General features: G+C 29.3%; 19 protein-coding genes. 9 read left to right on the forward strand and 10 right to left on the reverse strand.

The window, feature by feature from the left end; all coding sequences use genetic code 11:
- Positions 1 to 739 precede the first annotated feature (739 nt).
- From ACRASX_RS16265 to ACRASX_RS16275, 3 genes are all read left to right on the forward strand, one after another.
- Positions 740 to 1,795 (forward strand): replication initiation protein, encoded by a 1,056-nt coding sequence (locus tag ACRASX_RS16265; protein WP_432223117.1) that lies wholly within the window; start codon positions 740 to 742, stop codon positions 1,793 to 1,795.
- 363 nt (positions 1,796 to 2,158) lie between these two features.
- Positions 2,159 to 3,205 (forward strand): hypothetical protein, encoded by a 1,047-nt coding sequence (locus ACRASX_RS16270; protein WP_432223118.1) that lies wholly within the window; start codon positions 2,159 to 2,161, stop codon positions 3,203 to 3,205.
- An 88-nt stretch (positions 3,206 to 3,293) separates the two neighbouring features.
- Positions 3,294 to 3,851: a DUF5683 domain-containing protein gene (locus ACRASX_RS16275; protein WP_432223119.1), complete on the forward strand. Its 558-nt coding sequence runs from the start codon at positions 3,294 to 3,296 to the stop codon at positions 3,849 to 3,851.
- Positions 3,852 to 4,016: 165 nt separating this feature from the next.
- Here ACRASX_RS16275 and ACRASX_RS16280 read toward each other — a convergent pair whose 3' ends face one another.
- Genes ACRASX_RS16280 through ACRASX_RS16290 form a run of 3 tightly spaced genes read right to left on the reverse strand, consistent with a single transcriptional unit; the run spans position 4,017 to position 5,376 of the window.
- Positions 4,017 to 4,262, reverse strand: coding sequence for a hypothetical protein (locus ACRASX_RS16280; protein WP_432223120.1), 246 nt, complete (start codon positions 4,260 to 4,262; stop codon positions 4,017 to 4,019).
- A gap of 6 nt (positions 4,263 to 4,268) precedes the next feature.
- Positions 4,269 to 4,577 carry a hypothetical protein gene (locus ACRASX_RS16285; protein ID WP_432223121.1) on the reverse strand — a complete coding sequence of 103 codons (309 nt, stop codon included), beginning with the start codon at positions 4,575 to 4,577 and terminating at the stop codon, positions 4,269 to 4,271.
- Between the two features lie 52 nt (positions 4,578 to 4,629).
- Entirely contained in the window at positions 4,630 to 5,376 is a 747-nt protein-coding gene (locus ACRASX_RS16290; protein WP_432223122.1) for a ParA family protein, read from the reverse strand.
- Between the two features lie 270 nt (positions 5,377 to 5,646).
- On the opposite strand from ACRASX_RS16290, the gene ACRASX_RS16295 reads away from it, so the two are divergent.
- From ACRASX_RS16295 to ACRASX_RS16305, 3 genes are all read left to right on the forward strand, one after another.
- Positions 5,647 to 6,993: a hypothetical protein gene (locus ACRASX_RS16295; RefSeq protein WP_432223123.1), complete on the forward strand. Its 1,347-nt coding sequence runs from the start codon at positions 5,647 to 5,649 to the stop codon at positions 6,991 to 6,993.
- Positions 6,994 to 7,091: 98 nt separating this feature from the next.
- A complete protein-coding gene (locus ACRASX_RS16300) occupies positions 7,092 to 7,523 on the forward strand; it encodes a hypothetical protein (RefSeq protein WP_432223124.1) in 432 nt (143 codons plus the stop codon).
- Positions 7,524 to 8,006: 483 nt separating this feature from the next.
- Positions 8,007 to 8,639: a ferritin-like domain-containing protein gene (locus tag ACRASX_RS16305; RefSeq protein WP_432223106.1), complete on the forward strand. Its 633-nt coding sequence runs from the start codon at positions 8,007 to 8,009 to the stop codon at positions 8,637 to 8,639.
- A gap of 53 nt (positions 8,640 to 8,692) precedes the next feature.
- On the opposite strand, the gene ACRASX_RS16310 is transcribed toward ACRASX_RS16305, so the two are convergent.
- From ACRASX_RS16310 to ACRASX_RS16340, 7 genes are all read right to left on the reverse strand, one after another.
- On the reverse strand, positions 8,693 to 9,070 hold the full coding sequence (locus ACRASX_RS16310) for a response regulator (RefSeq protein ID WP_432223107.1): 378 nt from the start codon (positions 9,068 to 9,070) through the stop codon (positions 8,693 to 8,695).
- A 464-nt stretch (positions 9,071 to 9,534) separates the two neighbouring features.
- Positions 9,535 to 9,780, reverse strand: coding sequence for a HigA family addiction module antitoxin (locus ACRASX_RS16315; RefSeq protein WP_432223108.1), 246 nt, complete (start codon positions 9,778 to 9,780; stop codon positions 9,535 to 9,537).
- A 45-nt stretch (positions 9,781 to 9,825) separates the two neighbouring features.
- On the reverse strand, positions 9,826 to 10,044 hold the full coding sequence (locus tag ACRASX_RS16320) for a hypothetical protein (protein WP_432223109.1): 219 nt from the start codon (positions 10,042 to 10,044) through the stop codon (positions 9,826 to 9,828).
- 148 nt (positions 10,045 to 10,192) lie between these two features.
- Positions 10,193 to 10,420, reverse strand: a complete 228-nt coding sequence (locus ACRASX_RS16325) for a hypothetical protein (RefSeq protein ID WP_432223110.1) — start codon at positions 10,418 to 10,420, stop codon at positions 10,193 to 10,195.
- Positions 10,421 to 10,578: 158 nt separating this feature from the next.
- Complete coding sequence (locus tag ACRASX_RS16330; protein WP_432223111.1) at positions 10,579 to 11,235, reverse strand: hypothetical protein; 657 nt, start codon at positions 11,233 to 11,235, stop codon at positions 10,579 to 10,581.
- 4 nt (positions 11,236 to 11,239) lie between these two features.
- The gene (locus tag ACRASX_RS16335; RefSeq protein ID WP_432223112.1) at positions 11,240 to 11,782 is read right to left on the reverse strand and encodes a hypothetical protein; all 543 of its coding nucleotides are present in this window, start codon (positions 11,780 to 11,782) and stop codon (positions 11,240 to 11,242) included.
- Between the two features lie 13 nt (positions 11,783 to 11,795).
- On the reverse strand, positions 11,796 to 13,379 hold the full coding sequence (locus ACRASX_RS16340) for a hypothetical protein (RefSeq protein WP_432223113.1): 1,584 nt from the start codon (positions 13,377 to 13,379) through the stop codon (positions 11,796 to 11,798).
- A gap of 716 nt (positions 13,380 to 14,095) precedes the next feature.
- Between ACRASX_RS16340 and ACRASX_RS16345 the strand changes: the two genes are divergently transcribed.
- The 3 genes from ACRASX_RS16345 to ACRASX_RS16355 all read left to right on the forward strand — a co-directional run bounded on the left by ACRASX_RS16345 (position 14,096) and on the right by ACRASX_RS16355 (position 15,744).
- Entirely contained in the window at positions 14,096 to 15,025 is a 930-nt protein-coding gene (locus ACRASX_RS16345) for a plasmid recombination protein (RefSeq protein WP_432223114.1), read from the forward strand.
- Between the two features lie 192 nt (positions 15,026 to 15,217).
- Entirely contained in the window at positions 15,218 to 15,472 is a 255-nt protein-coding gene (locus ACRASX_RS16350) for a prevent-host-death protein (protein ID WP_432223115.1), read from the forward strand.
- Positions 15,469 to 15,744, forward strand: a complete 276-nt coding sequence (locus ACRASX_RS16355; RefSeq protein ID WP_432223116.1) for a Txe/YoeB family addiction module toxin — start codon at positions 15,469 to 15,471, stop codon at positions 15,742 to 15,744. Before ACRASX_RS16350 ends, ACRASX_RS16355 begins: the two co-directional genes overlap by 4 nt.
- Positions 15,745 to 15,810 lie beyond the last annotated feature (66 nt).

Genomic DNA, 15,810 nt, shown 5'->3' on the forward strand with positions numbered 1-15,810 from the left:
CTAAAACAAGTCTAAAAACCAGACGTCTGCACCTTGGTATGTTCCTTTCTTTCATTGGCTTCATTTTCTATTTTTCTTCACTCATTATTTTGAGTTTTCCAACCAACCAAATAAATACTTAAAATCAATCTCAGAAATAGAATTTATTTTTGCTCGTTTAGTCGCTATGGAGTTTGGTGATAATATTTAAATTTAACCCTATATATTTATCTGCGAGTCCCCTAAAATAAAGGCGGAATCAAAAAAAGGGGGTAAAAAAGTAACCGACTTGTATAATACTAGATTAAAATATAACTCTAGCTAAAAGCAATAGACTTTTTAATATAAATATACAATTATTTAAAATCACAATCCTTTGGAAATCAGAGCGTTACAAAAACTAAGTGCGGCCCAGTTTACTCTTTTATTTATTACCTTTTTTTTGAGTCATCGGATTATCTTTGCAAATCTTAGATTCTTTTTTTTTATTTTTTTGAAGTCAAAAAGATCAATTAAAATTCCTTTTTTTTGACAATTTGAGCAAAAAGTAATTTTGGGGTGTTTTTTAGTACCTTTTTAGGATCTGTTAAGTACTGATTTTATTGGGGTTCACAGCTTTTTAGGTTACTTTTTTACCCCCTTAGGTTACTTTATTACCTATTATAGTTACTTTTTTACCCTAATTTTTAGCTATTTGTTACTGTACTATTGTTACATTGCTTTAATTATGTTACATTTGATTTTTTAAAAACTTAAAAGTATGAAAGAAATCGTCATTGCTCAGGATAATAGACTTACTACTTCAAGATACGAATTAACCCTTATCGAAAAAAGGATATTTTATTACATTATCAAAGAAGTAAGAAGCAAATATAATACAGGGCAACGTGATTTGTTTGATGATTTAATTTTAAATATCCGAGTTTCTGATTTATGTAAAGAAGTGAACCAGGAAGACAATAAAAAAGAAACCAGGAAAGCTTTAGAGAAGTTTCGCTCCCGTAATTTCACCTATGCAAACGAGGAAGAAGATGATTGGTTAACGTGCGGTTTTATTAATTACGCCCACATCAAAAAAGGAATTGCAGAGATTCAAGTTTCCCATAAATTAATGCCCTTTTTAGTAGAACTATCAAGTCAATATACTGCCTATTCATTACACGTTGCGATGTCGCTGAAAAGTAAATGGTCACAAAGAATGTACGAACTTTGTCAAAAATGGCAAGGTACAGATGGCTTTAGAATCTCTGTTGACGATTTACGAAAGTCTTTCATCCTTGAAGAAAAATACAACCGCTATGCTCTTCTAAACGAGCGCGTGCTGCAGGTAGCAAAAAGAGAATTAAAAGAATTATACGACCTAGGGCAATGTGATGTTTATTTTGAATTTTCGGAAGAACGAAAAGGACGAAGCGTGGAAACATTACGTTTTAAGTTATTTCGAAAAAATGCAATGAATGTAAAATCTACTAATGATTTACTATTAGAGTTAATTCCACTTTTTCAAAGCATATACGAAACCACCACTAAACCAAAGAATGATGCTTTTGTAAAAGATGTTATTCTGCAGTTACAAAAATTCCCCAATCTCATAGAACCACTAAACAAACGTATCAAAGAAATTTTAGCGGAAGGAATGAAGAACGACACTCCAAGATATATTCGTTTTATTCTGAATGAAGATATTATTGGCTACAAACAGAAAACTGATAAAACTAAAAAAACAACTTCAAAACCGAAAGAAGAAGAAATAGACGCTCCAGATCCAATGGAAGAAATTCTGAAATTAAGTAAGAATTTGAGTAATAAAAAATAAGAATAAAACTACATGTGTTTGTTTAATATTTTTTTACTTTGCAATCTTCTCTTTCTTGCTTTTGCTTTTACTTTTTTTATTGTTATTTGGCTATTAGCTCCTGATTTTCAATTTTATTTAATAGTGCTGGTTTTTTTTATTTGATAATTGAAAGCTTATTTATTAACTACATAATATTTATTTGAAAGAAAATTCATTATTTTAATTAAAATAAAACAAAAAAGAACTTACTTTGTTTTTTTAAAATTAGGCCTTATTTTAAATTAACCTACTAAGCTTTACTTTTTAATTAAATTAAAGTTTAAGTCGAAAACTCTATGTCGACTTAAAATAAATGATAGATTAAAATTTAACTATTAAAAAATGAAAATAAAAATTCTTTTAGCTATGTTAGTCATGGCTTTTACTTCATGTAGCACCGATGCAGATGGAGTGTCGTCTGAATCAAGTTCTAAAAACACAGAAATTAAAACACTTGCTTTTTCGTCTGAAAAAGAGATGGATGAAGAAATTGACAATATTACTAATATGAAATCACAAAGTGATAAATTAGTACTAGCTGATTATCACAAATTAAAAAATTCGAATGGATTAAATACAAGTAGTAAAAAAAAGAACAATCTTGATGTTGAAAATCAAAATGAATTAATGTATAATAGTTTGCAAGTTTACCACAAACTTTTACTTTCAAATATTTATGATCTTAGAAAACAGTTAAATTTTACTAGTATTCAAAGCATTGCTGATGAAATAAATTCATTAAATGCAGTTGACTATATTAAAGCTAAATCTTTAGCTGATACTTATAATGATTTACTTGTCAAGGACCCTATTACAGGATTTATTAGTACTATTTACGATAGCAGAACTTCAAATGTGATAAATGCAAAGGGAGTAGTTTTAATTGAAAATGAAAAATTAAACTATGCGGAGTATTCTTCCATACCTAACGAAACTGGAAAATATATTGCGAGTGAAGCTTCTGTTACAGAAGTGGTAGCTAAGAATGGTGATTACACTTTACTTCGTTCTTCAACAAGACAAGTTCATAGAAATGATCTTGGATTTAAATTTTTCAGATACACTGCAACGTTGTTTACATGGCTTAACAACCCAGATGGAAATCATTGGGATCCAAGTAAGCCAGTTTTAATCCAATGTCCGAGTACTTTTGATGTTGACCCCGTTTCTATTGCTGGTTTTGCTTTAAGCAATACTAATACTTTTTTTGGTGATTATTCCTTTACTTATCAATACCTATCTGGTGAGGGCCTAAGCACCCATTTTGTAGGAGGGAAGAAAAACAATGCATATGTTCCAGTAGGAGGTCGAGTAAAAGGTACTTTTACTAGTATTTTAAGCGGTGTGGATAAACAAATAATTTGTGACGTAAAATATAGTGATGAATAATTAATTGCTAACTGCTTTGTGAAAAAATCACAAAGCAGTTTTTTATCTCCTAAATAAAATTAAATAATTACTTTTGATGAAGAATAAAATGAAAAAAGCAATAATTATTTTCGAATTATTGTTTTTTGTCGGATCACTACATGCATTTAGTCAATCTAATATAACTTCTTTAAAGGACACTTTAAATTCAATTGAAATTGATCCTCTTCGACCCGCAAAAGCAGCTTTCTACTCGGCCATTTTACCTGGGCTAGGACAGGCTTACAACAAAAAGTATTGGAAAATTCCGCTAGTTTACGGAGCAATTGGTACAAGTACCTATTTTTATATTGATAGTCAAAAAAAATATAATGTATATAGAGATGAATATAAGCGTCGATTAGAAGGAAAAATAAATGAAGATCTTTATTTTAGAAATCTAAGTGAGAGTCAATTGATTGCGGCACAAAAGCAATTTAAAAGAAATAGTGACTTATCTGTATTATTTATCGCTGGTTTTTATATTTTAAATATTATAGATGCAAATATTGAGGCTGCTTTATCTCAATTTAATGTAAATAGTAAATTAGCTTTTAAACCTATCATTGGAAATTCATCTAATATTTCCACCCAAAATTTATCTATAGTGTGTGTATATTCTTTTTAATTTTTTGTCATACTATAATCCTCTTGTCATTGCCATTAATCAATACATTGTAATGGTAGTATAATTTAAAAATCCTATCGTAAAACATAATCATTTGTATATCTCTGTTTTATAAAAAAAATTACCGAGATAAATATGCTTTATCTAAAAGTAAATTTACTTCATTTACAACTCTCCGACCTCATTAATTTGGTCGATTATATTCGTTTGGTTTGGGCAAATATGATTCTTTATTTCAATTACATTTTCCTTTCGAAAAAGTAAGTCCAAAGCCGTATACAATTTCAATAATACTTCGCGATCCTCTTTCTCCATTTCTACAGCTTTATTAAAATTAAACACATAATTATTAGTGTTCCGAACTTCTATTTTAATTGTTTTAGAAGTGATTTTAAATTTAACTACATCCATAGATAACTACTTTTTAGGCATCTCTTTTATCTCGCCGTTCTTTTTCTCGTAACGTGCAATATATTCCTCAAAAGCATTGCTTACAATGTCTTTGATTAAAGCTCGATCCCAATAAGCCAATGCTTTCATTTTCTCTAATAAATCTTCACTCACTATAAAAGTTGCTCTTGTTTCTTTCTCTTTCGTTCCAATTTGAGAAGTCTTTGTAATTTCTTTTTTAGCCACTTTTGGTTCTTTCGGTTCTGCAGTTTTCTCCGCTGGTTTGGATTCACCAAGCAACGAATTTAAACCACCTGAAAAGCTTTTCTTTGCCATAACTTATTTTTTATGTTTACTTAGTAATCTTTGTTTACTTTAATTACTATGTTTACTTTCTTTTTAATATTTCTCTGGATAACTCCATATAATCCTCTGCTCCATTACTTTTAGCATTATATCGGAAGATATCCAATCCTTGTGCAGGTGCTTCCGCTAGAGCGATGTTATCTCTGATTTTTGTTGTAAAAACTTCACTTTTAAAATGCTGATTGATACTCTCTACTACATCACGATTCAATACTTTTCTACCATCGTATTGAGTAATAAAAACTCCTCCAACTTTTAAAGATTTGTTTAATCTGCTTTTGATCTTTTCAACTACTTCGATCAATTTTGCCAAACCTTGCATCGCCAAAAATTGTGCTTGCAATGGAATTATAATTTCGTCAGCTGCAGTAAATGAATTTATGGTCAGCAATCCTAAAGAGGGTGGACTATCGATAATGATAAAATCATAATCACTTCTCACATTTTCTATCAATTCCTTCAAAATATATTCTCGCCCTGGTTCAGAACTCAATTCGATTTCCGCTCCAGACAAATCCAAAGTTGATGGTACAATATCAAAACCCTTTAATATTTCAATCGGTTCTAAAGCATAATCTCCTTTTAGAGCACCATAGATAGTTCTCTGTTGATCAATTAATCCCAAACTTTGCGTTAAGTTGGCTTGGGGATCTAAATCAATAAGCAATACTTTTTTTCCGAGTTTATTAAGACCTGCTCCAATATTAATAGCCGAAGTAGTTTTTCCAACTCCACCCTTATGATTACTTATACTTAATACTTTACCCATACGGCTACTGTTTTTAAATTATACACAAATATATGTTTTTATGTTTACTAAATAACATAAGATTACTATGTTTACTAATATTACTGTGCTTACTCGATAATTAATATCTTGTTTTTAAGTGCGATAATCAACGTTAATTAAAATAAAAAATGAATTACATTCGCAAAAACAAAACGCGTTTAAAACGGAAATCATGCTGTTTTAACTATGCATAGGTTAATTTACAACGCATAGCTATCGCTATAAAGAACTTTTAAGAAATTCACGTATATGTCAGACAGTAATTTAATAAGCGAAGATTTAGCAGTTAATCTACAGTTTAAATATTTGCCAACACTATTCATCTTTGATCAAATCATAAGATTTGGAGTTTTGTTCTTATATTTAAAATTCAGTTTTCAAACATGGGTGTTCATTACTTTACAAATTATACTTTTAATATCGGTAGGAATTTATAGTGACAAAAAAAGCTCGAAAATTAAGCGCAAATATTTGTCTCTTTTAAGTCCATCATATACTTCACTCTCTCCAGAAGTTATAATTGAAGAAAATATTCCAAAAGGTCTTATGGGATATCAAATGTTGTTTGGATACATATACTCTTTTTGGTTTTTTTACTACATTTTTGATAATCATGAATGGTATCACTACATTTTAATTATTTTTCTCTCTTTTTTCGGCTTGGTATTTTGCATCCTTACTATAGCAATTACTCCAATCTACAAAGTCTCACGCGGCGCACAAAATGTTACGGTGATTAAGCGAAAAACTATAAGTGAACTTGGAAAACCAAAAATACTTACCGAAAATGTAACTGTCAATTATCCTCAATTTTTTCAAAGTGGCGTTAATATCGAACCAGATAATATAGAGTTTGACACAATTGATTTGAACGACACTAAAATAGCAAAACTTGAAAGTGAAGTGAAAAATATTACTTACAAAGCCGAAGCATGGCTTTTGGAAAGTGTATTTCTCGGCGGCCTTGCTTTCTCTGGATTCTTAACGGTAGCTTCAGCAAATTTTATAGGGAAAGAAACTGAAGCATTTCAAACTTTCTTAGATCATATATTATCTTATCTTCAATCTTGTGAAATTGACGATATTACGTCTTGGTATAATCATATAGCAACATACTTTTATAGAAATGACTTGTATATTTTGATAATGCTTTTATGTCTTTTAAGTAGCGTTTTCTTTTTATTAATTTTAACACTTCGTTTAAGATTGAATGTTCTTACTCTTAATTTAGATCATCTATTAAGAATATCAACAATTTTTAACGCTAAAGAAGAAGAAATATTTAATAGTTCAGTAAACTTAGAAAATAATCCGAATCAGGTAGCCAGATTTGGTAAGATTCAACGAAAAATAGAAATGGCCTTAGACGATGCAGAAAGACTTTTATTGAAGATAAAACCTGTATCCATGATGATGAATTTATTTCGCACAATCGCAATTGTATTGTTTTATGTAGTTTTAATATTATCAGGATTCTACTTTAAGCCTATTATTGCAGTTGGAATTTTTGGATTAGCGCTATTTAGTTTCTTATTTCGTAAAATAGAAACATACTTGAATATTAATGAGATTAAACGGAGACTAAAACGTCATTAAAACTACTTATAATAGCGAGTTTTCAAGATTGTGACATATGTCGTAGATTCAAGAAGATCGTGATCCACCATTACTAAAAATATAAATTAATAAAAATTATGAAACAGTTAATAATTGCCTTGTTTTTTATTTATTCTGCAAAGCTTACTGCTCAAAATCAAACATACTATGTCAAACAAACTCAGATGAGCAAGGATGCTGAAAATTGGCAAAAAATGGATATTAACAATCTTTTTACGAAAATTGTATTCAAAGAAAATGGCATAGAATTCACAATGTTTGAAGGAAAATTCACTGTCATTAACTACAATAGAGTTAATAAAGTTGACTTGGAAAATAATTCGTATCGATATGAAATATCAATTTCAGAAGGTTTAGATGTTGTATTGTTTTTTGCACCATATCCTCTTATGACAAATCCACCAAAGATGTTAATGGGCATTATATCTATGTCTGGTGTGGTCAAGTCTGCTCCAGAAAGAATTTCTTTTTTTAGATTAGCTTTTATTGAAGATTTAGTTATACAATAAAAATTATGACTCCAGAAGAGTTTGAAAAGAAGACAGAAAAATTAAAGAAGATGCAGGAAAAAATACTTTTGCAAGTAAAAAAAACGATCGTACAATATCCGTTTTACGTTGGCAATTTTTTCGCAATTAATATTTTCTTCATATAAATATTTTTAAATATTTTGTAAAGTTTAACACTGTCTTACACAATACCTTTACCTAATAGATTTCTAAATCATAGCAAGAAGTTTTTTATTGAGAAGAACCATTGCATTATAAAATGATTTTGTGAGTGAAGTTTGCCATTGCGGCTTGGATACAACAACTTGTACCGGTGCTTAATTGAAATTAATTTCAATTAAGCACCGGTTATTTTTTTACCTCATTAATCTGCATAATAAAAAAAGCCATTCAATTTAATATTATAAAATTCACCTAAGATTCTGTAAAAAAAAATCACGGTATGGTTGCTAAATTTGATTTATAATTTTATAAAAAATCACTATGAAAACTACAGAAAAAGATACAAAAGAAAAAACAGCAGCAAAAAAAACTACTGAAACAAAATCTACGGCAGGAAAAGTAAAAGCTAAATCATCTGCTGCAGAAGGATTACGCGAATTATTTGTTGATTCTCTAAAAGATATATATTGGGCAGAAAAAGCACTTACCAAAGCACTTCCTAAAATGAAGAAAAATGCAACAACTGAAAATTTAATTGCTGCTATTGAAGATCATCTTGAAGTGACTAAAAAGCAGGTTGCAAGACTTGAAGAAGTATTTGACCTTATTGGAGAAAAAGCAGTAGCTAAAAAATGCGATGCTATGGAAGGCCTAATAAAAGAAGGTGAAAGCATAATGGAAGAAACAGAAGTAGGTGCTGTTCGTGATGCTGGTATTATCGCAGCTTCTCAAAAAATCGAACATTACGAAATTGCTACTTATGGTACATTAGTTGCATTTGCTAAAACTCTTGGAGAAGATGCTGCAGCGAAATTATTAAGTGAAACACTTGCAGAAGAAAAAGAAGCTGACGTTACACTTACCGAAGCGGCTTACAACACTATTAATTTTGATGCTGTTGAAGAAGAAGAAGACGACGATAAATCGAAAGAAAAAAAAGAATCTAAAAAATAATTAGCATTAGAAAGCCTGCATTATTAATGCAGGCTTTTTTATTACATAAAAAATCAAGCTGATAAAATTCTTTTTATAACTCTGGTTAAATCCTGAAAAGTATTCGGTTTAACTATATATTCTAGAACATTTAAATTATCCGTCTTATTCCTTTCAGAATGTGGAGAAGTTGAAAATATAATTACTGGCGTTGAGCGAGTAGAATTTTCATTTCTTAATAGACTTAAAAGTGTAGATCCACTCATTTTAGGCATATTAATATCCAATAATATTAAGTCTGGAACGACTTTACTTTTTCTTAATTCCTCTACAACTTCCAAAGGATTATGCATCGCAATATAATTTGTTCCCGAAACACTTTCCAGCGCTTCTCTGAAAAACTCACAATCATCTAAATCATCGTCAATCTGCAGTATAGTATTGTATTTCATTTACTTGAATTTATAAAAACTATATTATAATAAAAAATTAGGAACGTAATTGATAGGATTTAATGTCCAATTTCTCGCAAATATAAACTGCTTTCTTTTAATTTTTGCATCATTTAATGTAAATATTACATTAAAAAAACATCTTAATTGATCTCCAGATAATTGACTTATTTTATCATAATTTATAAAATTTAATCATTAAATAATAAAAAAATATATTTATTAATTGTAATACTATTATTACTAAATTCGTTTTTTATAAAACGACATAATTGTCAGATAACACTTATTGATTATTATGGTGAAATTTATAATATACTTTATCACAATTACTTGTTCTTTCTTGTTAGAGATATACGTGCCTTTAGAGTAGAGGACTGGTCAAATTTTACTGAATTTGTGAAAGAGTAATTCCTTCGTCTTTCCCAATAGCACTACCCTCGTTCTTCCCAATAGCACTACCCTCATAAATAGTTTAAATCATAACCTCTTTGCATTCTGAGCCAGAAATCAGCACTACCACCGAAAACTTGCTCAATTTTTTGAGCAATATCGGGGGTAATTTCTGCCTCTCCGTTCATTATTTTTAACATTATTGGCTCAGGTGTTTCTAACATTTCCGCCACTTGAGCAATTGTAAAATTTCTTCCCTCTATAAGTTCCATTTTTAGAATTTCTCCAGCGTGAACCTTTCTCATTTTCCTTTTCATATTTCAATTTTTTTATATTATAAATTTAATGAAAAACGGACTTCTCTACATACACGCAGCTTCCAAAAAATCTTCCTGAATAGTGTAAAAATAGGCGTTTGAAAAATAGATAAAAATCATGTGGCCTTTCGGAAAAAACTGTTTTAAATATTCAACATCAGGCTTGTCTTCCGAATGATTTAAAGGCGTTAATACACTTGTGTTAAGTGGGTAAATTTTAAAATATTCCTTGTCAAGAGTGTCAAAAATGACTGTTTGATTCATTTTAAAAACGGTGTTATAGTATTTTTTTTACGATTTTAATTTTTTGCCTATTTATATTATAAAGATAGTCAATCAATGCTTTTTTTAAAATATAAAGCACTTAAATTCAGTGCTTTTATTGTCTTATTTTATTCCATTTTGTTTATTATTAATCAAAAGCGGATTGCGCTATTAATTGGATTCTGCGCTTTGCTCCGTGTGGTTCTTCCCACGGATCAAACTCTAAAATCCTTTTGAAATATAAATCTTTGCGGTTCTGCTTCCATTGCTCCTCGTCTGGGTCAATAAATGCACCACCTTTAAACCTTTCTTTCTTGGTTTTAGCGTTCCATTTACGCTCAAATAATTCATTTGAAAAAGGGTAAAAATATTCCATAATTATTTTATTAATTCACAACACCTTTCCCCTTTTGTCTATTAAACAGAAGGGGAAAGCTAACGTAAATTTACATGCTAATTTTTGTGTTTTATGCTAAAATGACGACAAAAAAAAGAGGGTTTCATTTTCAATCTTATTCCTAAAATCCGCAAATTTTATGAATTTGATTTATTCTTTTTTAAATTAAAATAGTAATTGATCCCAAGTCCAAAAGTCCATTTAGTTGAAATTCTATTTTTGCTAGTTCTAACATCATTCAAAGCTTTCCCTAATTCAACACCTTGAAGTTGTAAAATTATACAGATTGAATCTGGAGACACATCAGAAAGATTAAAATTATATCCTATACCAACTCCTATCGAATTGTCCCATACCTTACTAATTTTTGTATCAGTTTTGAGTACCGTATTTATATCCTTATAAGTTGTTCTTGTTCTATGAGCTTCTATATTCGAAATAGAAAATTTTGGTAGAAGAACAAAATAAGAGTTTGAGCCATTAACATTTCCTAAATTAATTTTCGGACAAATTGAATAATTTATAGCAGTGACTGAACTAGTAAATTCTTCATAGATTACATTGTTTTCATTTTTGTGATTAAAATCTTGTAATGCGCCGACTATTCCACTTATTTCAATATCAATGCTTAAATGATTGATTATTTTGAATTCACACCCTGAATTCAAACCTAAAAAAACGGAATTTGAGAAATCAGAATGCAAATAAGTGGTAATACCTGCGTATGGCCTTACCACTTGTGAAAAAGTATAACTCGATAATATTAGAAAAGTGAATAAAAGTATTTTCTTCATTGTATTATTTACCAATAACCCATCCTAATGTAAAATTAATTACTGGCGTAAATTGAGTTTCAAATTGATCAATATTTAGACCTGCCCCTAATTGTAATTCTAAATTAAATTTTCGTTTATATGTTCTTTGTATTCCCCAAATAGGAGCTATTGTAAATGATGACGTATTTTCATCATACTCATTGGTTGTAGACAATGATTTGAAATTATATATTGCATTTAGGGCAATAAAATTGCCAGAATTATTATTGATATTCTTACCTTTTACAGATCTTTTTTCTAAATTATAATAATGCCTAAATTGCTCATTGATCTTTGGGAAAAAAGACCATTTGGATTCACCATAAAAATCACTTTTTCTATATCCAAAACCAAAACTTAAATCAGAATAAAGTGTGTTTCTGCTACTAAATCCGTGTTCATAAACGATACCAGGTATTAAAATATTGATCTTATATTGATTTTTTTCAACCAAAACAGTATTGGTTTGAGAGAAGGCTATTAAGTTGAAGGTTAAGAGTAAATATAGATTTATAAAAAATTTCATGGGTTATTTTTATTTAGTTACTTAATAATAATCTCCTGCCTCTCCATTGATTATTATGAAGTGCTGCTCCGTATAGGTCTATAGAAACATTAGAGTAAGTAGTAGCTCCCGACAGACCTTTTAAATATTCCTCTGGCTTCTCATATTTACTTTTCCAGGTAAAAAAGAAATTAAAATCAAAATAATGAGTTATTTCATTTTCATCATTCCTATTCCAAACTACATTTAACGTTTTAAATGTGACTTTATTACTTAAAGAAGGTGCTTTAACCACATTATAAGTTAGAGTTTGGTCTTTAATTTTTTTATCAAGTATTAACTTATCATAACTTGACGGTAAATTTGAAACAAACGTTTTTGCTAAATTATCTATAACTTCATTTAATTTTTTAGCATTTAATAATTCATATTCATTATGGTGGATAAATATTGTTAATCCTTTCTCTGGATCTCCAGTATCGAAAATAAACCTAGGTCCATTAGTAGGTATTTTTGTTACTACTCTACCATCTATTGTATAACTCAATCCATTAAATTCAAAGAATACTGTGTTATAGTTATATTGGGCATGATTATAAACGGGAGTATTAAATTTATAATCATATTGCACGTCATTTATTCCAAGTTCTATAATATCTGCATATGATTTTTCCCAGTAAGAAATTCCAAGTGTTTTTTCTCTTTTTTGAAGTCTTGCACTACATCCGACTGAAGAAAATATAAAATAATTTTGATTCCAAAAGCTAACTTGAATTCTACGATTATCACTGTAATAATCTTCAGATTTATCGGAAGCCCCAAAAACTTTTTCCCAAATACTATTCTTTTCTATATAAGCGATATCAAGATTTTGCTTGATTAGTTGTGGATTTGCAGGAGGTATAGGTGTAGATCCTCCTCCACCCCAGCCGCCGCCTTCTGGGTCTTCTGGCATCATCATTAATTTTGTTTGTGCAGGTGTAAATTTATTTACACCTTCAGCAACTAAAATCACTTCTCCTAAATTGTTATTTAAAGATTTTTGCGTCAGGCTATTATTTTTTTTGTTTAAGTATTCATACAATTTCTGTTTATTGCTAACTTTACAGAAATAGAGACCGGTTTCTGTGTACTTATACAAGCTGTCTCCTACTACAATTTCTCTTTCCTCATTTAATAATGATGATAATACAGGATCTGAAATTAATTCATCATCTAAGGCGACTTCTTCTATATCATTTGATTTTTTAGTAATACCATATTTTATATTTAGACTCTCAGTACGACTTTTCTTGCTAACAATAAAGTCCTGAATTTTTACATTATCATTTTTTTCAAAAACAGGCGTTAGAGGTTTGAAACCTTTTTTTTGAATAGATCTAATTTCTTCATAAAAATCATTTTGATTAGTAACATTTTCTTTAAAAGAATTAACAATATTATTTAATGAAAATTTATTATTGATTTTAAGGACACCTTCATCAAGTAACTTTATTTCATCGCTTAATATACTTAAATTTTTAATTTCTTTTAAGTCATTTTCTTTTAACTCAGTATCACAACTATAAGTAAATAATATACTTAAACATATTAAGTATTTAAAATAAAAATTTTTCATAGGTAATTTTTTTGTTATTTAAATAAATTTGGCACTAGGGACTTTCCTACAAACAAATATATAATAATATGTTAATAAAAAATCATTTTAATTATTATTTTTCAAAATTATACCTGCTATAAAATTTTTGCCAAGAAAAAAAACAAAGGTTTTAAAAATGATTTAAGCGTACTAAAATCCTAATTTATTACTTACCCATGTAATTATAATTGCAACTATAATTTCTGCTAAATATTTACCTATTTTTTCGATAACTTTTCTTGATTTTTTTTTCATTTTAAATTTTATTTATATTGTTATTAGTGCCTTTAATGGCTCTTTGTCTTATTCTCTATTTTATATATATCATTTCCCAAAAAGTTTAGATCAAAGGTCAAATCTTTTGAAAAAAAAATCTGTGACATAAAATTTGGCCCGTTAAACTACCCTCATAATTAAATATCTTCAAATCCTGAAAAGTTTAATTTCCTTTAATCTTTTCAAAACTACATGTGTAGTCTCATTTAAAAAAGGACACGATTTTTTGGATAAATAAACTAGTGTGAAAAATGTATAGAATTGTATATATTTGTAATGTGAAATGGCTTTGTATATGTACCCGCTATACAAAGCCACATTCCTATCGGTATGTTTGGCTTTGTGCTGGGCTCTTTTCAGAGAGAACTCTCCGAGGGTAGGGGCTACGCCAAGTAATAGAACTTTAAAAATTTAGGATTATGGCATTTGGACTAATTAGAGCAAGGAATTTATCCGCTGCAGATATCAGCAGCACCGATATTCATAACGCCAGACGTTATGAAACCAAAGAACAATATCCTCCGAATGTTCCCCTAGAAAAACGGGAAGATCGATTTATCAGAACAGAATATATTTTAGAAAAGTATGAAGATTTTTTAGGGAAAAAAGAATCTACTCTGACTGAAGCTATAAACGAAAGACTGAAAATTAATAACGTTAAAGGGATTAGAAAAAACAGCAATTTAGCTATTGAATATGTCGTTGGGATTAATGATAAAAAAGCATGGGATAATTACAGTTTTGATGGTTTTGTAAACCAAGTTTCACAATGGCTTGAAGAGCGTCACGGTTTAAATTCTGTCGTGGCTGTTTATAGTCACGACGACGAAAGTAACCCTCATGCTCATATTGTTGTAGTTCCTGTAGAAGAAAAAGCGGTAAAATGGAAGAATCAACAAGGATCTGGAGAACGAATTGAAAAAAGACTCAATACTCGCTATTTTACTGGGGGTCGTGAGAAATTAAGAGATTTACAAAATGACTATTTTGAATACTTAACCAAGCGATTTGACGGAGGTAAAAAGTTAGGTTTGGAACTGTTTAGAGGAACTCTCGTTGAGAATCAAGCAAAAGAATATGTAGAACGCACCAATCACGAAATAGGAGAATTAAGAAGTGTTTTAGTTAGTTTAACCGATGAAAATACAAAAAACATAGTCTTGTCTCAAATAAATGCTAAAGAGGCGGAAATAGCCTTAAAAGAAATAGAACTTAAACAAGAGGAGGACAGAAGAAGTGGAGAGAGAAAAGGGCTTTGGAAATTAAAAGGCATAAAATATAATCAAGAAATTTTTCACTCAAAATCTGAAAGGGAAAATAATCCAAATAAAAAAGGACGTGGTATTTAAATTGGGCAATATCTAGGTTTTTCAAAAAAAAATACAAGTTTAAAAACGAGTTTTATAAGATTAAAACGTTTTATTTCATCCTTTTTTAAGTAAAAAATACTACCCGAATAAAAAAATGGTTTCAAAAAACAAGATTAAGAGTCTTTTTTCATTAAATTTGTACCGAAATGGTACACATAAAAAACAGGAATTATGATAGTGATCAGTAGTAGAGAATTTCGAGATAATCAAAAAAAATATTTTGATTTAATAGATAAAAATGAGCAAGTAATTGTTCAAAGAGGAAAGAATCAGAGCTATAAATTAGTAGCGGTTCAGAGGGATGAAACCCTGTTAACTGAATCTGAATTTTATGCTAAAATAACCCATGCTCTAAAAGAAAGTCAGGAAGGTAAAATAACCGAAATAAAAAGTTCGGAAGATTTTAAAACCTTACTTGGAATATGATTTATAAAATCAACTTTACCGATGAAGCTTTAAAGGATATCGAACGCCTTAAGAAAAGTGGGGACAAACAAGTATTAAAGAAACTCACTTCTTTTTTTATAGAACTTCAAGAACATCCTCGTACCGGAACTGGTCAAATTGAACAATTAAAACACTACAGCGAAGAAATCCTTTCCAGGAGAATAAATAAAGAGCATCGTTTAGTTTATAAAGTTCAAGACGAAATTATAACAGTTCTCGTTTTAACTGCCTTTGGTCACTACTTAAAATAAAGTGTCTTAAAACGCTATGTTTTTTTATATAAATCTCCACTAGAGAAAATAAAAACGAAACAGAAC

Origin of the sequence: Flavobacterium sp. TMP13, assembly GCF_050847115.1 — a bacterium.
Taxonomy (GTDB): domain Bacteria; phylum Bacteroidota; class Bacteroidia; order Flavobacteriales; family Flavobacteriaceae; genus Flavobacterium.